Genomic DNA, 21,933 nt, shown 5'->3' on the forward strand with positions numbered 1-21,933 from the left:
ATTATTGATTTTCCAAAGCTCTATCTAACAAATTTTGAGGTAAATTTTTAGAGGTTGTTGCTCCTAATTTTCGAATATTTTCAACTTTCGTTACTAAGTTTCCTTTTCCTGTAAGCTTTTTCATAGATACATCATAAGTTCCTTGAACTGTTTTTAACTGATTGCCAACTTTTATCAAATCCTCTGTTAAATTCACAAATTGATCGTATAAGGCACCTGCTTGTCTTGCAATTTCAATCACATTTCGTTTTTGGTTTTCTTGCCTCCACATGGAGGAAATAGTACTCAAGGTTGCTAATAAAGTAGAAGTTGAAACCAAAACAATATTTTTATCCAATGCTTCTAAATATAAACCATCACTTTTACTCAAAGCCAATAAATAAGCGGGTTCTATAGGTACAAACATCAAAACATAATCTGGTGAATTGATATCATATAATTTTTCGTATTTCTTTTCGCTCAAATCTCTAAAATGCTTGCGTATACTTTCTACATGATTTTTTAAGAAAATCACTTTATCTTCTTCATTTTCAGCGCTGTAATATCGTTCGTATGCTGTCAGTGAAACTTTTGAATCTACAATTAAATGCCTGTTATTTGGCAAATTGATGATAAAATCGGGCTTTTTAAGTTTGCCTTCTTCGTCTCTATATCCTCCTTGGGTGGTAAAGTGAATATCTTTGGTGAGATTGGCTTTTTCCAATAAGATTTCCAATTGTGTTTCACCCCAATCACCTTGCACTTTGCTGTCGCCTTTCAAGGCTTTGGTCAAATTCAACGTTTCTTTGCTCATTTGCTGATTCAACTCTTTCAATCCTACAATTTGTTGGCGCAAAGCTGCATGATAATCAATACTTTCTTTGTGCGTTTTTTCAACTTTATCTTCAAAACCTTTTATTTTTTCTTGCAAAGGGTTCAAGATTGTTTCCATATTTTCTTTATTCTGAAGTGTAAACTTCGTCGATTTTTCATCTAAAATCTTATTTGCCAAGTTTTCAAATTCTTTGGTAAACTTTTCATTCAACTTTTCAACTTCACTTTTTTGATCGTGAAGTTTGGATTCCAAATTTTCTAAAGCAGCTTTTTGATGCGAATTCAATCCCAACAATGATTCTTTTTCTCTTTGCAGCGCTTTCATTTCATTTTCTAACTCAATTTTCTTTTGCTCTTGTTGCTGAATGCTTTGTTGTAAAGACAAAACCCGTTCTTCCAGAGAAGATTTCTCTTTTTCAAGAACCGTTTTAGAAGTTTCGAATTGTAATTTCCCTAGTATTTTTCCAATAATAAATCCAATAACACCGAAAATAAGGGCTAATAAACTATACGTAATAAATGCGTTCATCATGTCAATTTAAGTCCTTAAATTTATCACTTTTATCAGACACAATGAAAACATTTGCAAGATTTATCTTATTCCGAATTTTAGGATGGAAAATGGACACGAATTTTCCAACACATTTAAAAAAATATGTAGTAATTGCAGCACCTCACACAAGTTGGGTTGATTTTCCTATTGCCATTTTAGCCAGAATGAGTTCAGGAATTATGATCAATTATATCGGAAAAGATTCTCTTTTTAAAGGGCCTTTTGGTTTCTTTTTTAGAGCTTTGGGTGGTACACCTGTAGACCGTACTAAAAATAATAAATTGGTTGATGCCATTGTTGAACTTTTTAATTCGAAAGACGAATTCAGATTGGGATTGTCACCTGAAGGCACCAGAAAAAAGGTAGATACATGGAAAACAGGGTTTTATTTTATTGCAAAAGGTGCAAAAGTTCCTGTAGTCATGGCAACATTAGATTTTGGAAATAAACAAATAAAAATCTCTGAACCTTATTATACTACTGAAAATATGGAAAAAGATTTTGAGGTTTTTAGGGGTTTTTACCGAGATGTAAAGGGGAAAAACCCTGAACTTTCATAATATATTTTTTTATGTGATAAATTATCTGTAAAATTGCAACGTTTTACTTGCTAAAATAGAAATTAGGGGGTCTATTTTAGATTTATAGTATAAACTTATTAATTAGTTGCAACTACTTATGTTATCTCCAGAAGTTCTTTCTGGAGATTTTTTTATGCATATTTTTCAGCTACTTTTTGTGCAATTCCAACAATTACTTCAGTGGCTTTTATCATTGATTCCACAGGAATATATTCATATTTTCCATGAAAGTTATGACCTCCTGCAAAAATATTCGGACAAGGCAATCCTTTAAATGACAGCTGAGAACCATCTGTGCCACCTCTAATTGGTTTGATAATCGGTTCAATTCCAATATCTTTCATCACTTCTTCAACAATATCCACAATATGCATTACAGGAGTAATTTTCTTTTTCATATTGAAATATTGATTTTTGATTTGTACAAAAACACAGTCATGTTCATATTGCTCATTGATGTCAAAAGCAATTTTTTGCAACAAGTATTTTTTCTCTTCGAATATATCAAAATCATGATCTCTGATGATGAATTCTAAAGTAGTTTCTTCCACGGAACCTTTCATGTCATGCAAATGAAAAAAACCTTCATAACCTGCTGTTTTTTCTGGAATTTCGTTATTGGGAAGTGATGAAATAAAATCATGTGCAATCAATAACGAATTGATCATTTTTCCTTTGGCATAGCCAGGATGCACCATTTTTCCTTTGATGGTTACAATGGCACTTGCTGCATTGAAATTTTCATATTCTAATTCGCCAATTTGACTGCCATCCATAGTATATGCCCATTCAGCACCAAACTTTTCGACATCAAATAAATGAGCTCCTTTGCCTACTTCTTCATCAGGTGTAAAACAAATTCTGATTTTTCCATGTTTGATTTCAGGATGATGTATCAAATATTCCATGGCAGATACAATTTCTGTGATTCCTGCTTTGTCATCTGCACCTAACAAGGTAGTACCATCAGTGGTAATCAATGTTTGACCTTTGTAAAGGATTAAATCTTCAAAATAGCTGGGTGACAAAATTATCTTTTCAGCTTCGTTGATTATAATATCATTTCCTTGATAATTCTCAATGATTTGAGGATTTACGTTTGTTCCCGAAAAATCTGGACTGGTATCTATATGAGAAATAAAACCAATGGTGGGAACTTGATATTCCAAATTACTTGGCAAAGTTGCCATTAAATAGCAGTTTTCGTCCAATTCAACGTCTTCCATGCCTATTTCACAAAGTTCTTTTTCGAGGAGTTTTGCCAAGTTCCATTGTTTTTCAGTACTTGGAAATGACGGATTTTCAGGATCGGAAGTAGTATCAACCACAACATAAGAGATGAATCTATTCGTAATCTGTTGTTTATCAATCATTTTGAAGAATTGCTTTTTGTTTGTTATTGAATGCTCAATTTACCTATTTTTTGTGCCCCAGACAACCATGCAATGTTATTATTTACAAACTGAATGTTATGAAATTGTTCGTCAGAAATGATTTTCCAAGAATTTCCTCCGTCATTGGAAAACGAAATTCCTGAAATTCCCACAGCCATCATTTCTTTTCCTTGCGTATTTGGCACATATTGAATGCAACTGATATACCCAGGATTCTTGCCATTGGCAACCAATTTCCATGTTTTTCCACCATCAGTAGTGGTGGCAATATTGGCGTTATTTTCTGATGGTTTTGCGTAATTTCCTCCTGCAACAATGCCATTATTTTCATCAAAAAAATCTATAGAATAGATGCCTTGTGGGCCATTTCCATGAATGATGGGCGTATCAAAAATCTGCCAAGTTTCTCCATAATTATCAGAAAATAGCATTCGTGCATTTTTTCCACCTGAACCAATCCAAACTTTTTTACCAATGGTTTTGATATTGGTATTGCTTGCGGCAAAAAAAGCTTCCTCTTGGTCAAAAAAGGGTAAGATATCGCAAGCTATTTTTTGCCAAGTTTCTCCTGCATCTTTGGTAATAATAATAGAAGCGCAATTTTCGGTTGGATCCCCCACTGCAATGCCATGAATTCCGTCTTCAAAAAATTGCATTGCATCATAAAAAACGCGTTCATGTTGCTCAATATACACCAATTTTTGGTCATTTTTAGTGATTTTATACAACAAAGCAGGATTTGAAATAGAAAGCGCAAAAAAGTCTTTTCCATTGCTAGCCAAACTTCTGAAATGTGGTTTTATCGAATCTTGAAATTTAAAAAATTGTGTTGACCATGTTTTTCCAGCATCCAACGTATATCCAAAATCCCCATTTGAACCTGCATAATACACTGAATTCGAATCCATTGCTACAATTGCTCTGATACTTGTGCTGTCTATTTTAAATTCTTGTAACTTGATTGCAATCGTTTTTCTAGGAATATATTTTTGCTGACAAGCAGTCATCAAAAGGAAAGTGAAAATAATTAAAGAAAATGATTTCATTTTTGATATTTTTATACGACTAAAATACTCAAAATCATTTGTAGTTCATGAAAAAAGCATTGGTAATTTCTGGTGGAGGCAGTAAAGGCGCATTTGCAGGAGGTGTTGCAGAATTTCTGATGACGAGAGATCTTCGCCAATATGACTTATTTTTGGGCACTTCAACAGGAAGTTTGATGGTTTCTCATTTGGCTTTGGGAATGTTAGATGAATTAAAAACACTTTATACCAACGTCAATCAAGAATCTATTTTTAGCAATAATCCATTTGTCATCAAAAAAGTGAATGGTGAAAAAGTGGTACTTATCAATCATTTAAACACACTTTGGAACTTTATCAACGGACGAAAAACCTTTGGCGAAAGTAAAAACTTGCGAAAGTTAATTCGGGAAAATGTTACCAGAGAAATGTTTGAAAGCATTCGACAAAATAACAAAGAAGTAGTGGTTACAGTGTCAAATTTGACCGCAAATCAAATTGAATACAAATCCAGTAATGATTGTTCATACGAAGATTTTTGTGATTGGATTTGGGGTTCGTGCAATTATGTGCCTTTTATGAGTTTGCTTGAAAAAGACAAACAACAATATGCTGATGGTGGTTTTGGAGCATTGGTGCCAATAAGACAAGCTATTTTGCGAGGAGCCACAGAAATTGATGCTATTATTTTGGAAACGGAAGTGACTCAAATCAATAGAATTCCGTCAAAAAACCCCTTTTCATTGCTGTTTGATGTATTTGAATTTATGTTGGCACATGTTGAAAGACACAATATTACCATTGGAAAATTGGCTGCAAATAGCAAAGATGTAAAACTCAATTTGTATTATACGCCAACAGTTCTCACCACAAATTCCCTGATATTTGATCAAAAATTGATGACAAAATGGTGGGAATCAGGCTTTGAATATGCCAAATCAAAACGCGAAGAATTGATGAGTGAATTTCGCCCTGATGTTTTGCCTAATGATGAGATTGAACAGGTTTAAGGGTTTCTGTTGTTTCTGTTGTTCTTCAGTTTCTAGAATCTCAACTTTGAATATTGACTATTAAATTTTGAACTCAATTCTTTACTTCCACATACATATTATTACGAGTTGGAGTAGCCAATTTCGAGTTGAAAATTTCTTCTTGAACAAGTGAAGTTTTAGTATCGAAAATCCCTTTTGCACCTGTAGTAATCAGCGTTAACGTTCGGTCTAATAACGGATCAGAACGTTCTCCTAATACACCCAAATTCCCAAAGTTTTCTGACAATAAAACACCTGGCAAACTGGTTCCTGGTGTAAAACCTTCAGGATGATTTTCATTGTCTTTGTTGCTGATTTCCAATACAATGGGTTGCATTGCATAGGTGTGATTGGTGTTTAAGTTTGGTCCATTTCTAAGCAAATTATCAGAATCATACAAGGTAATAGAACCTACTTGTTTTCCCACGGTTTTATTGCCAACCAATTGAACATCAATATAGGCACTCAATGAATTGATAACCAATTCTGATGCTGAAGCTGTGCTACTTGACACAATGAAATACACTTTTGTCAATCCCAAACTATTGATGCTTTGATTCAAAATGACATTTCCATTGCTATCCACATTTCTGATTTGATTTGTGAAATTGTTTACAAAACGACTTGCAGGAAGTGCACTCAATACTTTGCTATTCCAAACTTCTTTTGAGTACAATTGTCCATTAAATTGTCCTGTAATCATGCTCCCTAAATATGTAGCTGATTGTACAGAGCCACCACCATTATAGCGCAAATCAACAATCAATTCGTTGATATTTTCCGCTTTAAAATTGGCAAAAGCAGTATTCAATTCTCCGTCAAAAGAACTAGAAAACTGATTGTACATCAAATAGCCTATTTTTTTAGTTCCCTCAGTAAATACTTTCGAAACTGCAATTGGATTCTCTTGCAATTGCGTTTTTGTCAACGAAATAGAAATGCCATTTGAAGTTGGATTTCCGTTGTTATAATTGGCAAAACCAATAGTATAAACGCTATTTTCACCAAACAATAAATTACCAAAATTCGAATCTGTGAGTTGAGTTCCATTCACTGTATTGAAAATCATTCCTCGTGAAATATTTTTGTTAGCAGCATCAGAATTTGGAAGCACATAACGCACATATCCAAAAATTTGTGTAGACGAATTGACATATCTTACCAAGCCAAATTCCATTCCGCTATTCAATGAAATTCCTTGAAATGAATTTTCCAATGCTACATAATCATCCACCATTACCGAAAAACGATCTACAACACCAGGTTGATTCAAAAGGCTATAAAAAGCCGTTTCAGGAGAAGAGAATCCTCTGAAATAACTGTAAAAATCTTCATAATTTCCAAAACGATTGTCAGCCAAAACTGGGACGTCTTTTTGCCATAAATAATAAGTATTCATGCCAGTCCAAATAAACTTATTGATTTTATCGGAAGTAGGAACGTCCAAGGAATCAATCTCTTTTTTTTCGCAGGAAATCGTGATAAAAATAATTGACAATAGAAGGGAAGCTATGTGTTTTTTCATGTTATAATTCTTTTATATTTCAAATTTATATAGAGGATGCATCATTTTCATATCAACCAAAGATAACAAAAAATGGCTTTTTGTTTTCTAGAATTTTAGTCGGGTTTCATAAAAAAACTTTACAAATCAAATTGTGACAGATTTCTAAAAATAAATATCTTTGAAATGTGTACTAAAAATATGATTTTAAAAACCGTCATTATGAAAAAGATACTCCTTGTTAGCTTGTTTTTTCCGATGTTGTTTTTTGCGCAACTCAACGAAAGTGATACTTTAAAGATAAAAGGTCAATTGTCTTTGACGGGTTTTTGGCAAGGTGGAAATGTACAAACTGTTATCTTTAGAGCAAAGGCTGAAGGAAGTGTGGAAGCATTTAAAAACACGGTTTTCAAAACAAGTAATTCGTATGTGTACCAAGAATTTGGAAAAGTAAAAGCAGATGAAGACATTCTGAGTTTGAACTTTTTATACTTCAATACCCACAAAAAAATATATCCTTTGTTGTTAGGATTTGTAAGTACCAATTACCGAAGAGAAATAGACATTCGTTATTTATTTGGTGGTGGACTTTCTTTTCAAATTTTCAATGACAAAACCAATTGGATAAAAATGTCACTTTCCACGGAATATGAACGAACAAATTTCAATAAAACCAACTTTACACGTCCTGAATACAATGGAAATTCAACCATAAATACTTGGCGTGGAACGATTTGGCTGAATGGAAAATACCATTTATTCAAAAAGAAATTGATTTTAAACCATGAAAGTTATTTTCAACCTTCGTTTCAGGATTATAAAAATTATCGTTGGCAAGCAGACCTTAGTGCTGAATTGCCCATTTGGAAATTCTTAAATTTCAAAATCAGCTATTTACATACTTCCGAAAGTTTGGTGATTGAAAATCAAAAACAAGAAGACCAATTTTTGTCTTTTGGTTTTACGTTGAAGAGTTTTTAGGGGAGATAAATTTAGTTTTAAATATCTAAATAGTCCTAAATAATCAATAAAAATTATTAGATAAATTAAATAAATTTAAACAGCATCAATACCGTTTTTGATGCTGTTTTTAGTTTTACAGGTTTTTATTTTTAGTCTATTTTTGCTTATTTGATCGCAATCATACTGATTTCAACATTCACAAATTTTGGCAGATTTGCTACTTCCACAGTTTCTCTTGCAGGAGCTGTTTCTTCTTGAAAATAGGTTGCATACACAGCGTTTATAGCTCCAAAATTATGCATATCAGAAATAAAAATAGTTGATTTTACAACATTTTCGAAAGTCATTTCTGCAGCCTCTAAAACAGCTTTCATGTTTTCCATAACTTGCTTCGTTTCAGTAGTAATATCGTCTAAAACCAATTCACCAGTTGCTGGATTGATGGCAATTTGTCCTGAAGTGTATAACGTATTTCCACTTAAAATAGCCTGATTATAAGGTCCAATTGGAACAGGAGCTTTATCTGTTTTGATAATTTTTTTCATTCTTTTTAGTTTCAGAGATTCAAAGTTTCAAAGTTACAAAGTTTCAAAGTTACAAAGTTTCAGAGTTTCAAAGTTTCAAAGTTTCAAAGTTTCAAAGTTCAACTAAAAACTAAAAATTAAACACTAAACACTAAAAACTAAACACTAAAAACTATTAAAAAAGTCTTCTATCTGGTGGTTTATTTTTATCCCATTTCAAGTCTGCAAGCATGGTCGATTTTACCCCAATAAAAAAGGTGTAAGAAGAATTTGCACCAAAAGGCACCCAATTAAAATTGAATTGCCAACTGTCTAAGTCTCTTGAAAAATTAAATCTTGAAAAAGAAAAAGCACCGTTTTTAATGTCATATCCAGAGGAATAGCCAATTTTCCATTTGGGTGTCAATTCAATATTTCCACTAAATCCAACAGTATGAACACCCACTGTTCCTGGCTGAATACCATTATTTGTATAATTTGCAGAATATACTAAATTCAGTGTCCATGGAATTTTTGCTCTGTAAAGTTCTGTTTTTGTAGGTTCTTTTGATTGATTGTTGTTTGTATTTTGCCTTCCAAATCTATTTGTTGGGTCAATTTCTGCACCCATGGTATCAACAGGATTGTTTGCGCCATTTCCATTTTTGTTTTCAGATTCATCTTTCTTTTTATTTTTGTCTAAATCTGTACTTGAAATGGAATAATTCATAGTCATATTCGCATTTGTCAATCTGAAAATTCCTGGATTGAATTTATTGATTCTTTGACCTTCATCATTTACTTGATAAGGATCTAATGAGCCATTTATGTTCAACGCTAATTTGTCTTTAAACAAACGTGTTCCTGCACTAAATGATACGTTTGACCAACGCAAACTATCAGCTGCAATATTGTAGGAAGTATTAAAATTCAAGTTGTTTAACAACATGATTTTTTCATCTTCATCATCACTATCAGGGTCTTTTGGGGCGACTTTTGCTTCTAAAACATTGTTCAATGAAATTCCAATAGAATTGCTCAAACCTCCTGAAGGTCCTCCATAAATTCCTTGATCAAATACAGTATATTCTTGAAAATCAAGTGGATTTGAACTTTGTTGTACTTGTTTTAAATAATTATCTCTAAAATCAGGTCTGTAAGAATATGAAATTGTGGGTCTAATAGTATGTCTTATCGCCTTTAATCGTCCTTTTTTAAAGTTAAACGTTCCATAAATATTGGTTGATAAACTCACACCCAAATTGTATTCTCTAAAGCTTTTAAAACCTCGTAAAGTATCAGTTACAACCACATTATTGGTTGGGTCGTACTCTTTTTCTATATAATCAAATTGCCAAACTTCTTCATAATTGGCACTTGGAGAAAGCGTAAAATATTTGAATGCTTTGATATTCGTATTTGTAGAAGTTCTATGTTGAATTCCTGCTCTCGCAGTTTCAAACATTTTGCTTGTAAAAAAATCAGCATCAGTAGTATTGATCAAATATTGTCCTTGCATATTGTAATTGAAACCCATTTTTTGAATTGGATTTTTCTTTACACCATTTTTTCCTGCAAATGGATAAATCCTGTCCATATTTAAGGTTAAGTTTGGCAACGTCATAGTAATACTTTCCGTGTTTGTATTTTGTTGATGTGACGCAGTCACAGCCATATTAAATGGGGTTCCAACAAAAGTTTTGCTGTAATTGATAGAGGAATTAAACGTGTTATTTTGAGTTTGAGCAACATTGAATTGGTTCAAAGATTCTCTAAAAAAACGACTACTTCCCAAATTTACAGAAGCTGAAAATCGTGAATTTGGACTTGCTTTTGAATCTTGATTATGAGTCCATCTGATGTTAAAATTATTTGATTTTGCAAAATCATCAAAACCACGAATTCCATTGATAATATTCTCAAAATTCAAACTAAAAATTCCATTGTATTTGTAACGTCTGTTGTAGTTTGATGAAATTCTAGTTCCCCAACTTCCATTAGAATAGGCATCACCCAAAACCGTTAAATCCATAAAATCACTGATGGCAAAATAGTATCCACCATTTTGAAAACCAATTCCTCTTGCGCTACTTCCGGTATCAAAAGCAGGAACTAAAAAACCAGACATGCTTGTTTCAGTCATTGGAAAATAAGCAAAAGGTAAAAAAACAGGTGTAGGTACATCAGCCAAAACCAAGTTACTTGCGCCCACAATAATTTTTTTTCCAGGAACTAATTTGGCTTTGTTGGTGGCAATATAATAATCAGGAATTTCTTTATCCGAAGTTGTGAAACGTATTTTTCTGATAAAAACGGTAGAGTCATTTTCTCTTTTTGTTTTCATTCCGTACGTATACATTTCACCTTGCTGAGTTTTTAGCCCATAGATAATGGCACGTTTGCTTTTAAAATTGTAAATGATAGAATCTTGCACAGATTCCTGACTTCCTTGTTTAAAAATTGGTTTTTGAACATAGCCTGTACTATCAATAATTCCTTTTGCAAAAAGACTATTTTCTTTATAATCAACAATGATGATTCCTGCTTTTAAATCAATATCTGTGTATAAAATGTTAGCTTCATTGTATAAAGTTACTGTTCTTTTTTTTGCATCTTGAATGGTGTAATCTTTGGCAGTATGTGTGATAATATCCTCAATAGTTTCCTTTGGTTTTAGAGAATCTTTTGCGATTGTATCAGTTTTTTTTAAGATAAGAGAATCTTTCTTAATAGTGATTTTAGGAACTTCTTTAGAGGGTTTCAATGAATCCTTTTTTACTACTGGAATCACTGTTTTAGTTCTCGATTTTATATCTTGTGCAAAGCCAATCTTTGTAAAAAAGAAGACACAAAATAAAAGTATGTATGATAGGTTTGATTGCAATGCTTTAAATACTATTTTTGTATTAAATTAAAAACGGTTCAATATTTGGAACACCAAATTTATGACGCCAAAATTAGTTAAATTTTATTGATGAACTTTTTGCAAAACCACAAATTTATGCTGAAACCACAAAACTTGTTTTTTTTAACACTTTTAACGGTTTTTTTCTCCTTTTTTTCAACTCCATTACTATCTCAAAAAACCTACACTATTGTTTTAGATGCTGGTCATGGAGGAAAAGACCCTGGAAATTTAGGAAACGGTTTTCAGGAGAAAGATATTGCATTGAAAACAGCATTAGAAGTTGGACGACAACTATCAAAATTCGATAATATAAAAGTAATTTATACAAGACAGGAAGATGTTTTTATCGATTTATGGAAAAGAGGTGCCATTGCAAACGATTCTAAAGCAACCTTATTTGTTTCTTTTCATTGTGATTCTCACACGTCAAATGCTTACGGAGCAGGAACTTTTGTGTTGGGTTTACGAGGAAATAAAAAGAATTTCGAAATCGCAAAAAGAGAAAATGCGGTGGTCTTATTAGAAGATAATTACCAAGAACGCTATCAAGGTTTTGATCCAAATTCTGCAGAATCTGTGATTGGATTGTCACTTTTACAAGAAGAAAATTTAGATAAAAGCTTGGAAATTGCAACTTTAGTACAGCAAAATTTTACTCAAAAATTGAATCGTTTAGACCGAAAAGTAAAACAAGATAATTTTCAAGTATTGAGAGAAACCATTATGCCAAGTATTTTGATAGAATTGGGTTTTTTAACAAATAGAGCTGAAGGTGCTTATTTGAATTCAGAAAAAGGCCAATCTCAAATGGCAAAAGCGATTGCTGATGCCATTAAAGATTATATTGATCATTTGAGAATGAATACCGTAAATGAGGTAAAAACTCCAAAAATAATTTCAGAAAAAACGAACAACGAAGTAGTATTTAAAATTCAAATTGCATCAGGAAAAAATAAAATTGAATTAAAACCATCCAATTTTAGTGGCTTAAAAGACGTTGAAATAGTGCAAACAGGTGATTTTTTTAAGTATTATTATGGAACAACATCCAATTACAAAGAAGCACAAGAAAGTTTAAAAACTGCTCAAAAAGCAGGATTTTCAACTGCATTTATGGTTGCATTTAAAGGGGAAGAGAAAATTTCAGTTGCAGAAGCACTGAAATTGAATTGATTTCAGGTCTCTTCAACCAAAAATTATTAGTAATATTGTTATAAATTTTCACATATGTCAAAAGAATTAAAAACCGGAATTATTGCAATTCTAATCATCATAATTTTTATTTGGGGATTCAATTTTTTGAATGGCCAAAATATTTTTCAACCAACCAAAAGACAATTTCTTGTCGAATATAATAATGTAGGAGGCTTAACTGAGGCAAGTTCAGTTTTTGTAAATGGATTAAAAGTTGGTGGCGTTGATAATATTGATTTCAATCCAAATCCAGAGAAAAAAGGGCAAATGTTAGTGAAATTTTCATTGGAAAATGGATTTAAATTTACCAAAAATAGCATTGTAAAAATCTATTCTCCTAATCCATTATCAGGCTCAAATTTAGTTTTAATCCCAAGTTATGAAGGTGTAGAAGCCGAAGATGGTGATTATTTAAAGGGAGAAGTGGAAGAAGGACTTTTTTCGTCAATTGGTGCAAGATTAGACCCTATTCAAATAAAATTGGAACGTGTTTTAGAAAGTGCTGATAATTCTTTCAAAAAATTCAATAATTTGTTGGATAAAAAAACAACAACCAGCATTCAAAATTCCTTTGAGGAGATTGAACTTGCCATTATTGATTTAAGAGCAACAATTGCTTCTGTAAATTCAATTGTGGATTCAAATTCTTCAAACTTAAAAGAAACATTGAAAAACACGAATCAAATTACGCAGAATTTATCTAAAGTTTCAGATACATTAGCGAATTCGAATTTAGGTGAAATCATGAGAAAAGCAGAATACACTTTGACATCAGTCAATACATTGTTAGATGGAATTAACAACGGAAAAGGAACTGCTGGGAAATTATTGAATGATGATGCATTGTATACAAATCTAACTGAAATGTCTCAAGAATTGGAAGAATTATTGAGGGATATGAAATTAAATCCAAAACGATTTGTTCATTTTTCGCTTTTTGGAAAAAAAGCAACTCCTTATAAACCAGAAGTTAAAGAGGAGGAAGTTAAACAATAACTATAATACATAAAAACAGTCAAATGCACTATTTACCAAATATTTTATTTGCACTTGCATTAGCAATTGGTTTCGGTTTTTTTGCGATGAATGTTCGCAAATTGTTCAGAAATATTCGTTTAGGAAAAGATATCAACAGGACAGATAACAAATCTGAGCGTCTCAAAAACATGCTTAAAATTGCTTTTGGACAATCAAAAATGGTGAGAAGACCTATTTCTGGATTGTTGCATTTGGTAGTTTATATTGGTTTTGTCATCATCAATATTGAAGTATTAGAAATTATTATTGATGGATTATTTGGAACACACAGACTTTTTCAAGGTGTTTTAGGAGCCAATTTTTATGGATTTTTAATTGGAACTTTTGAAGTTTTGGCGGTATTAGTTTTGTTAGCCGTTTTTGTTTTTTGGACAAGAAGAAATGTGGTTAAAATCAAACGCTTTTTAAGCGCAGAAATGAAAGGTTGGCCCAAAAATGATGGAAATATCATTCTGTATTTTGAAGTAGTTTTGATGACATTATTTTTAACCATGAATGCCACAGATATTGCATTTCAAGAAGCTGGAGTTGGCAATGTAATGAGTCAGTTTATTGCTCCAATTTTTGAAAGCTTTTCTTTAGAATCACTTCATATCATTGAAAGAACTGCTTGGTGGTTGCATATTTTAGGGATTTTAGTTTTCCTTAATTATTTATATTATTCAAAACATTTGCACATTTTATTAGCTTTTCCAAACACTTATTTTGCAAACTTACATCCAAAAGGACAATTTACGAATCTAGAATCAGTTACTAGAGAAGTAAAATTAATGATGGATCCTGCTGTTGATCCGTATGCAACTCCCGCAGAAAGCACTGAAAATCAAGTTCCTGAAAAATTTGGAGCTTCAGATGTAACCGATTTAACTTGGGTGCAATTATTGAATGCGTATACTTGTACAGAATGTGGAAGATGTACTTCTTCGTGTCCTGCAAATTTGACAGGAAAAAAATTGTCGCCTAGAAAAATTATGATGGATACTAGAGATCGTTTGGAAGAAGTTGGAAAAAATATAGACGCAAATGGCGGCATTTTTAAAGACGATGGAAAGCAATTATTAAACGATTACATCACTCCTGAGGAATTGTGGGCTTGCACAAGTTGCAATGCTTGTGTGGAAGAATGTCCTGTAAATATTGACCCTTTATCCATCATTATGGATATGAGAAGATATTTAGTGATGGAGCAAAGTGCTGCTCCTCAATCATTAAATATGATGATGAGCAATATCGAAAATAATGGCGCTCCTTGGCAGTACAATCAACAAGATAGATTGAATTGGGTGAATGAAGAATAAATAATTTTTAATGATGAATTTTTAGTTTTAACTTAAATACTAACTAAAAACTAAAAAATAACAACTAAAAAATAAACAAATGACAGTAACAACAATGGCAGAAATGATGGCGCAAGGAAAGCAACCAGAAGTGTTGTTTTGGGTTGGCGCTGCTGGAAGTTATGATGATAAAGCTAAGAAAATTACGAGGGCTTTTGTCAAAATTTTACAACAAGCAAATGTTGATTTTGCTGTGTTAGGCACAGAAGAATCTTCTACTGGAGATGCTGCAAAAAGAGCTGGAAATGAATTTTTATTTCAAATGCAAGCTTTGATGAATATTGAAATTTTGAATGGATATGAGGTGAAAACGATTGTAACTTGCGATCCACATTCGTTCAATACATTGAAAAACGAATATCCAAGTTTGGGTGGAAAATATGAAGTTTTTCATCATACACAATTCATCCAAAAATTGATAAAAGAAAATCGTTTAAAAATAGATGAAACAACTTTACAAGGAAAAAGACTCACTTTTCATGATCCTTGTTATTTGGGTAGAGCCAATGAAGAATATGAATCTCCACGCGATTTAATTAGAAGACTAGGTGTCAATTTAACCGAAATGAAACGTCACAAATCAACAGCTTTGTGCTGTGGAGCAGGAGGTGCTCAAATGTTTAAAGATGCTGAAAAAGGTGACAAAGAAGTGAATATTTTGCGAACAGAAGATGCCTTAGAAACCAATCCTCAAATCATTGCAACTGGTTGTCCTTATTGCAAAACAATGATGGCTGATGGTGTGAAATTTAAAGAAAAAGAGGGTGAAATTGTGGTGAAAGACATTGCAGAATTAATTGCAGAAGCAAATCATTTATAATCGTTTTTATTTAAATCTTTTTATCATTTACAATTAATGGTCAATTCTTTTGAAAATATAGCTGTAATTTCATTCCCTGAACTTCCAGAAAACGAGTTTTTATCGATTGAAAAAAAGTATTTAAACGTCATTTATATCAATTTCTTTATACTTTTTTTTGCTTCAATTTCAGTTGTTTTTTTGGTTGATTTTACGAATATAATCAATATCAGTGCTTTTTCATTTTGGATATATATTGCATTGATTATTGCCTTTACAATTCAATTTCTGATTTTAAAAATTGGTTTTTCCAAAAGAAAATATTTGGTAAGAAGTAAAGATATTTCGTACAAAAGTGGTCTGTTTTTTATGAAAACAACTACAGTTCCTTTTCATAGAATTCAACATATTGAAATCAATCAAGGACCATTTTCACGATTTTTTAATTTGGCTGTTTTGATTGTTTTTACTGCTGGAAATAGTAGTGATGATTTAAAAATACGAGGAATTAAAATGACTGATGCATCAAAAATCAAAGAATTTATCAGCACTCAAATTGATGGATAATGCAACTCTTTTTTCTCAATTCAGCACTCAATCTAAAAAAGGAATTTTAGTAATTTATAGCAACCAAATTTTTAGTTTGCTGAAAGCCACGTGGATTTTACTCATTCTTTTCATTCAAAAATTCTCAAAACTTTCCGCAATTTCCTTAACGTATATGTATCTTGGAATTGCAGTTGTTTTAGTATTTTTCCTAGTGAGAGCTTTTCTAATTTTTAAAAATTTTCAATTCAAAATAGAAAACAATCATTTCATTTTAAAAAAAGGAATCATCAAAAAAACGAACATCGAAATTCCTTTTGACAGAATTCAAAATATCAATTTTAAGCAAAATATTGTTCAACAAATCATCAATGTGTATGAAGTAAATATTGAAACTGCAGGTTCTGCAGATGCCGAAATTTCTATCAAAGCAATGACTTTTGAACAAGCAACTGCACTGAAAAATAGCATCACAATTTTTGATAAAGCAAATACTAAATCAGAAGTTGAAATCAAAGAAAAACCGCTATTGGAAATTGATTTTTTAGCGCTTTTGAAAGTGAGTATCACTGAAAATCATCTGAAAAGTTTACTCATTTTAATTGCAATTTTAATTGGATTTTTCCAGCAATTAGAACAATTTTTTAAAGGTTCAGGAAATGATGAATTGGTAGATAATTTTATCTCTGAAAATTCATCTGCTTTTCAAACTAGCATTTTTATAATGTTATTTTTTTCTCTTTTATTGGTTTTAGTTGGCTTGATAAGTTCGTTTGTCAGAATTCTGTTACAGCATTTTAATTTGACGGTTTTTATCAAAAATGACACATTAGAAATTGATCAAGGATTGACCACCAAAAAATCAATCGTTCTCAAAAAAAATAAAGTGCAGCACATTACGATTTCCACGAATCCATTAAAGAAAATTTTAGGCATTTCATTCATCACTTTTAGCCAAGCCGAAAGTGGAATTTCTAAAGAGAAAAAACAAGAAATTATCAAAATTGTGGGTTGTAAAATAGCACAAATTTCAGCCATTAAAAACCTTCTTTTTCCGAACGAAAATTTAAACGATTTTGATAAAAATCAGGTAGATTCTTATTATAAATCTCGTTTGTATCTTCAAGGAATTTTTGTATTATCATTGATCAATCTAGGTTTTTATTTTGGTTTTCAAAATCACCTTATTTTTTGGATAAATGTTGTTTTATTTCCTGTTTTTGCTTTGTTAATTGAAACAAAATTTAAAAAAAGAACCTATCTGTTTTCTGAGGATTTATTGCAAATCAATTTTGGAACCATAGAAACACATCAAACAATTCTCCCATTTTATAAAGTGCAATGCGTTAGCATGCAACAAACTTTTTTTCAGGCAAGAAAAAATGTGGCTGATTTGGTTTTTCAAACGGCTTCAGGAAAAATTAAAATTCCCTGCATCAATTCAACAGAAGCATTAAAAATGTATAATTTTGCGTTGTATAAAATTGAAACTAGCCAACAATCATGGATGTAAAAAGTGTCATCAAAGCTGCGCGTCTTAGAACGCTTCCATTATCAATTTCAGGGATCATTGTAGGTAGTTTTTTGGGGAATCAGCAATCAAATTCTTCTATTTTAGCATCTTCTATTTTTTGGTTGGCAATCATCACAACGATTGGTTTTCAAGTTTTGTCCAATTTTGCGAACGATTATGGTGATGGCATAAAAGGCACTGACAAAAATAGGACAGGAGAAGCACGAATGGTGGCATCTGGTGCAATTTCGCCAAAACAAATGAAAAACGCGATGATGATTACAGCAATTTTTACCTTAATTATTGCTTTATTCCTGATTTTTGTATCTTTTGGAAAAGAAAATTTTGGCTATTCAATCTTCTTTTTTTTATTAGGAATTAGCTCAATTGTTGCGGCAATTAAATATACTGTTGGCAAATCAGCTTATGGTTACAGTGGTTTTGGAGATGTTTTTGTATTTCTTTTTTTTGGATTGGTAAGTGTTGTTGGTTGTTATTTTTTATATACCAAACAATTGAATTTCAGTATCTTTTTACCTGCTTTTGCCATTGGATTTTTAAGCACAGCTGTTTTGAATTTGAACAATCTTCGTGATTTTGAACAAGACAAAATCAATCAAAAAAATACACTTGTGGTGAAATTAGGGATTTCAAAAGCAAAAAAATACCATTACTTTTTAATTTTTGGCGCATTGTTTGCGAGTACGTTTTTTGTAATTTTAAATTTTTCATCTTGGATGCAGTTTTTGTTTCTAATAGCCTTTGTTCCTTTGACGAAAAATATGATTACAGTAGCCAAAAATAACCAACTTTCTGAGTTGGATGCTGAGCTAAAAAAGGTAGCATTAAGCACTTTTTTATTCGCAGTTATTTTTGGATTTGTAAACACTTTATAACATTTTAGTATGAAAAAATTAGGAATAGTTGTATTTGCCTTATTACTGTTAGTCAATTGTAAAAATTCAGATTCAAATTCACTTGAGCTCTCTGCAATCTCAGAGAACAAGTTGGATTTGAAGAGCTCACCTGGAGTTCAAAAAAGTTTTTCAGAAGCTGAAACTTCGCAGAATATTGATGCTAAAGAACTAGTTTCAAGGAAATTAATCAAAAATGGAAACGTCCTTTTTGAAACGAACGATTTGGAAAAAACAAAGTATTCTGTTGAAAATTTAGTCAAAAAATACAAAGGATATATCTCTTCAGACTCCAAAAACGAATATGATAATAGAATAAATTATTATTTGAATATCAGAATTCCAGCACAATATTTTGATTCCATTTTATCAGGAATTGCGAGTCAAATTTCCAAATTTGATTCAAAAGAAATTCGAGTTTCAGATGTAACAGAAGAGTTTTTAGATATTGAATCTCGCTTAAAAAATAAAAAAGAACTCGAAAAACGGTATTTAGAAATTTTGCATCAAGCCAAATCTGTTGAAGATATTTTGAATGTTGAACGTGAATTGGGAAAATTGCGTGAAGAAATTGAAGCTACTGAAGGAAGATTGAATTACCTTTCCAACCAAGTTTCCTTTTCAACATTGTCCGTTTCTTTTTATAAAAAAGTGACTAATGAAACAGGTTTTTCAGGAAAAATAGGGGAGAGTTTTAAAAATGGATTTGAAAATTTGAAATCTTTTTTCCTATTTATTTTATCCATTTGGCCATTTGTGATCATCATCCCAATCGTTTATTTTTTAATCAAAAAATGGCGTCATAAAAAAGTGTAAAGAATGAAAAGAGTAAAAATTATTTTAGGTATTATTTCCATATTAGTACTTGTTTTTTTTGCAACAGGTGCATTTATAAAACAAACGACTTACACTGTTCAAGTCCAAATTAACAAGCCAATTGCTCAAGTTTTTGATGCGTTCAATGCCATTGAAAATAAACAAAAATGGATTCCTGAACTAAAATCTGTTGAAGTTGTCAATGAAAATATCGGAAAAACAGGAAGTGAGTATCAATTAATGATTGAAAATCAAGATCAAAAAATGATGATTTCTGAGAAAATTATGGCGTATATTCCTAATGAAAAACTAACACTTTTTCACAATGCCGAAAATATGTTAAAAACCAATGATTACATTTTTACTGAATCTAATGGATTGACTAACATTAGCTTACAAGCTACTTGTACAAGTGATTCTTATTTAATGGCATGTTTGTTTCCGTATTTTAAAGGCACATTTAAAAATCAAGATTTATCATATTTAACCAATTTTAAAGCTTTTATAGAGCAATAATTTTTCAATGTCTATTTCAGCACGTACCGTAAAATACATTCTCCATTTTAAAAATCCAAGTGGTACTTCTCGTGGAATTTTAAAAACCAAAGAAACCTGGTTTTTGATGTTGCAAGAAAATGACAAAATTGGTATTGGCGAAACAGGACTTTTTCGAGGGTTGAGTTATGACGATGTTTCAAATTATTCAGAAAAAATTGCATGGACTTGTCAAAATATTCATCTTGGTTTGGATGTTTTATTGGAAAAACTCACTCATTTTCCTTCCATTCAATTTGGGTTAGAACAGGCTTTTTTGTCTTTAAAAAGTCAAACTCCTTTTGAATTATTTCCTACAAAATTCACGAATGGAAAAGATGCTATTGAAATCAATGGTTTGATTTGGATGGGAGATAAAGCGTTTATGAAATCGCAAATCAAAGAAAAATTAGAACAAGGTTTTTCGTGCATTAAAATGAAAATTGGTGCGATTGATTTTGATACAGAATTGGAATTGTTAGCTGCCATCAGAAAAGAATATACAGCCAACGAAATTGTATTGAGAGTAGACGCTAATGGTGCATTTAAACCACATGAAGCGCTTGAAAAACTAGAAAAATTATCAAAATTTGACATTCATTCTATTGAGCAACCTATTCAACAAGGTCAAATAGAAGAAATGGCAGCTTTGTGTGCAAAAACGCCAGTTCCAATTGCATTGGATGAGGAGTTGATTGGTGTTTTTTCAACTCAAAAAAGACACCAATTGTTGGCTGCAATTCAGCCACAATTCATCATTTTAAAACCAAGTTTGTTGGGAGGTTTTGCCAATAGTTTAGAATGGATTACTTTAGCAGAGCAAAACAATTGTGATTGGTGGATTACCTCAGCTTTGGAGAGCAATGTTGGGTTGAATGCGATTGCGCAATTCACGTATCATCTGAAAAATCCATTGCCTCAAGGTTTGGGAACAGGAAGTTTATTTACAAACAATTTTGAAAGTCCGTTAGAAATAAGTGACGGAAAATTACACTATAATACAACTAAAAATTGGAATTTTAATTTATAAGAATGAATTATATACAGCAAGCTTTTACGGGGAAATTAGGAATGTGGAAATACTTGGTTGTTTCTATCGTCTTTTTCGGTTTTATGGGATTGAACATGCTCGCCATTTTTTTATTAGACTTAGATGTGGATCAATTGATGAAAGATCAAATTGCACAGAAAGGAACAAATCAGGTGTTGATTGAAAATTTATTGCCTTTTGCAATTGGTTTAGGAGCTGTCTTTTTTTGGGTAAAATACGTTCATAATCAAAAGATTAGAACACTGACTACTTCACGAAAAAAGGTGGATTGGAAACGCGTATTTTTTGCGTTTTCACTTTGGGGATTTATCACAACTTTGTTTGTTTTTATCGATTATCAAGTTGCTCCTGAGGATTATGTTTTGAATTTTCAACTAGAACCTTTTTTATATTTAGTATTGATTGGTGTTTTATTGATTCCATTGCAAACCAGTTTTGAAGAATATTTTTTCAGAGGATATTTGATGCAAGGTATTGGAATTGCTGTCAAAAACAGGTGGTTTCCATTGATTGTTACTTCCTTAGTTTTTGGATTGTTACACATTGCAAATCCTGAAGTAGAAAAATTGGGTTATGGAATTTTGGTATATTACATAGGAACAGGATTTTTTCTTGGCATTATTACCTTGATGGATGAAGGTTTGGAATTAGCTTTGGGTTTTCATGCAGCAAATAATTTGATTACAGCTTTGTTGGTGACTGCAAATTGGACTGCTTTTCAAACAGATTCAATTTTGATTGATGTTTCCATACCAGCGTTAGGCGCAGATGTTTACCTTCCTGTTTTTGTGATTTTTCCTATTTTGATATTTATTTTTTCAAAGAAATATGCTTGGACAAATTGGAAAGAAAAATTGACTGGGAAAATTGAAAAACCAGCAATAATCACTGAGCACTAAGGTTTTTTTAGTTTTTA

20 protein-coding genes are annotated in these 21,933 nt (G+C 31.6%); 14 read left to right on the top strand and 6 right to left on the bottom strand.

What is annotated here, in order from left to right; all coding sequences use genetic code 11:
* Position 1 precedes the first annotated feature (1 nt).
* A complete protein-coding gene (locus tag IU405_RS14240) occupies positions 2-1,342 on the bottom strand; it encodes a DNA recombination protein RmuC (protein ID WP_197439281.1) in 1,341 nt (446 codons plus the stop codon).
* 44 nt (positions 1,343-1,386) lie between these two features.
* Between IU405_RS14240 and IU405_RS14245 the strand changes: the two genes are divergently transcribed.
* On the top strand, positions 1,387-1,926 hold the full coding sequence (locus IU405_RS14245; RefSeq protein WP_197439282.1) for a 1-acyl-sn-glycerol-3-phosphate acyltransferase: 540 nt from the start codon (positions 1,387-1,389) through the stop codon (positions 1,924-1,926).
* 152 nt (positions 1,927-2,078) lie between these two features.
* Here the strand turns inward: IU405_RS14245 and pepT are convergent, their stop codons facing one another.
* Together pepT and IU405_RS14255 are read right to left on the bottom strand one after the other, a co-directional pair.
* Positions 2,079-3,320 carry a peptidase T gene (gene pepT, locus IU405_RS14250; RefSeq protein ID WP_197439283.1) on the bottom strand — a complete coding sequence of 414 codons (1,242 nt, stop codon included), beginning with the start codon at positions 3,318-3,320 and terminating at the stop codon, positions 2,079-2,081.
* Positions 3,321-3,343: 23 nt separating this feature from the next.
* Complete coding sequence (locus tag IU405_RS14255) at positions 3,344-4,387, bottom strand: oxidoreductase (protein WP_197439284.1); 1,044 nt, start codon at positions 4,385-4,387, stop codon at positions 3,344-3,346.
* Positions 4,388-4,434: 47 nt separating this feature from the next.
* Between IU405_RS14255 and IU405_RS14260 the strand changes: the two genes are divergently transcribed.
* Positions 4,435-5,376, top strand: a complete 942-nt coding sequence (locus IU405_RS14260) for a patatin family protein (RefSeq protein ID WP_197439285.1) — start codon at positions 4,435-4,437, stop codon at positions 5,374-5,376.
* Positions 5,377-5,449: 73 nt separating this feature from the next.
* On the opposite strand, the gene IU405_RS14265 is transcribed toward IU405_RS14260, so the two are convergent.
* Positions 5,450-6,922, bottom strand: coding sequence for a S41 family peptidase (locus tag IU405_RS14265; protein WP_197439286.1), 1,473 nt, complete (start codon positions 6,920-6,922; stop codon positions 5,450-5,452).
* Positions 6,923-7,123: 201 nt separating this feature from the next.
* Between IU405_RS14265 and IU405_RS14270 the strand changes: the two genes are divergently transcribed.
* A complete protein-coding gene (locus IU405_RS14270; protein WP_197439287.1) occupies positions 7,124-7,882 on the top strand; it encodes a DUF481 domain-containing protein in 759 nt (252 codons plus the stop codon).
* Between the two features lie 146 nt (positions 7,883-8,028).
* Here the strand turns inward: IU405_RS14270 and IU405_RS14275 are convergent, their stop codons facing one another.
* On the bottom strand, positions 8,029-8,409 hold the full coding sequence (locus tag IU405_RS14275) for a Rid family detoxifying hydrolase (RefSeq protein ID WP_197439288.1): 381 nt from the start codon (positions 8,407-8,409) through the stop codon (positions 8,029-8,031).
* 154 nt (positions 8,410-8,563) lie between these two features.
* Complete coding sequence (locus IU405_RS14280; RefSeq protein WP_317193377.1) at positions 8,564-11,158, bottom strand: putative LPS assembly protein LptD; 2,595 nt, start codon at positions 11,156-11,158, stop codon at positions 8,564-8,566.
* A 210-nt stretch (positions 11,159-11,368) separates the two neighbouring features.
* On the opposite strand from IU405_RS14280, the gene IU405_RS14285 reads away from it, so the two are divergent.
* The 11 genes from IU405_RS14285 (at position 11,369) to IU405_RS14335 (ending at position 21,916) form a co-directional block, all read left to right on the top strand.
* Positions 11,369-12,448 carry an N-acetylmuramoyl-L-alanine amidase gene (locus IU405_RS14285; RefSeq protein WP_231749763.1) on the top strand — a complete coding sequence of 360 codons (1,080 nt, stop codon included), beginning with the start codon at positions 11,369-11,371 and terminating at the stop codon, positions 12,446-12,448.
* 54 nt (positions 12,449-12,502) lie between these two features.
* Entirely contained in the window at positions 12,503-13,465 is a 963-nt protein-coding gene (locus IU405_RS14290) for an MlaD family protein (protein ID WP_197439291.1), read from the top strand.
* A gap of 23 nt (positions 13,466-13,488) precedes the next feature.
* On the top strand, positions 13,489-14,805 hold the full coding sequence (locus IU405_RS14295) for a (Fe-S)-binding protein (RefSeq protein ID WP_197439292.1): 1,317 nt from the start codon (positions 13,489-13,491) through the stop codon (positions 14,803-14,805).
* A gap of 79 nt (positions 14,806-14,884) precedes the next feature.
* On the top strand, positions 14,885-15,664 hold the full coding sequence (locus IU405_RS14300; RefSeq protein WP_197439293.1) for a (Fe-S)-binding protein: 780 nt from the start codon (positions 14,885-14,887) through the stop codon (positions 15,662-15,664).
* Between the two features lie 36 nt (positions 15,665-15,700).
* Complete coding sequence (locus IU405_RS14305) at positions 15,701-16,210, top strand: PH domain-containing protein (protein WP_197439294.1); 510 nt, start codon at positions 15,701-15,703, stop codon at positions 16,208-16,210.
* Complete coding sequence (locus IU405_RS14310; RefSeq protein WP_231749765.1) at positions 16,164-17,702, top strand: PH domain-containing protein; 1,539 nt, start codon at positions 16,164-16,166, stop codon at positions 17,700-17,702. The genes IU405_RS14305 and IU405_RS14310 overlap by 47 nt, the downstream gene beginning before the upstream one ends.
* Positions 17,693-18,598 carry a 1,4-dihydroxy-2-naphthoate octaprenyltransferase gene (gene menA, locus IU405_RS14315; protein WP_197439295.1) on the top strand — a complete coding sequence of 302 codons (906 nt, stop codon included), beginning with the start codon at positions 17,693-17,695 and terminating at the stop codon, positions 18,596-18,598. Before IU405_RS14310 ends, menA begins: the two co-directional genes overlap by 10 nt.
* Before the next feature lie 9 nt (positions 18,599-18,607).
* Entirely contained in the window at positions 18,608-19,432 is an 825-nt protein-coding gene (locus tag IU405_RS14320) for a DUF4349 domain-containing protein (protein WP_197439296.1), read from the top strand.
* A gap of 3 nt (positions 19,433-19,435) precedes the next feature.
* Positions 19,436-19,948, top strand: a complete 513-nt coding sequence (locus tag IU405_RS14325) for an SRPBCC family protein (protein ID WP_197439297.1) — start codon at positions 19,436-19,438, stop codon at positions 19,946-19,948.
* A gap of 7 nt (positions 19,949-19,955) precedes the next feature.
* Entirely contained in the window at positions 19,956-20,996 is a 1,041-nt protein-coding gene (locus IU405_RS14330; RefSeq protein ID WP_197439298.1) for an o-succinylbenzoate synthase, read from the top strand.
* A gap of 2 nt (positions 20,997-20,998) precedes the next feature.
* Positions 20,999-21,916 (top strand): CPBP family intramembrane glutamic endopeptidase, encoded by a 918-nt coding sequence (locus IU405_RS14335; RefSeq protein WP_197439299.1) that lies wholly within the window; start codon positions 20,999-21,001, stop codon positions 21,914-21,916.
* The last annotated feature ends 17 nt before the right edge of the window (positions 21,917-21,933 follow it).

Source organism: Polaribacter sp. BAL334, assembly GCF_015767435.1.
Lineage (GTDB): Bacteria > Bacteroidota > Bacteroidia > Flavobacteriales > Flavobacteriaceae > Polaribacter.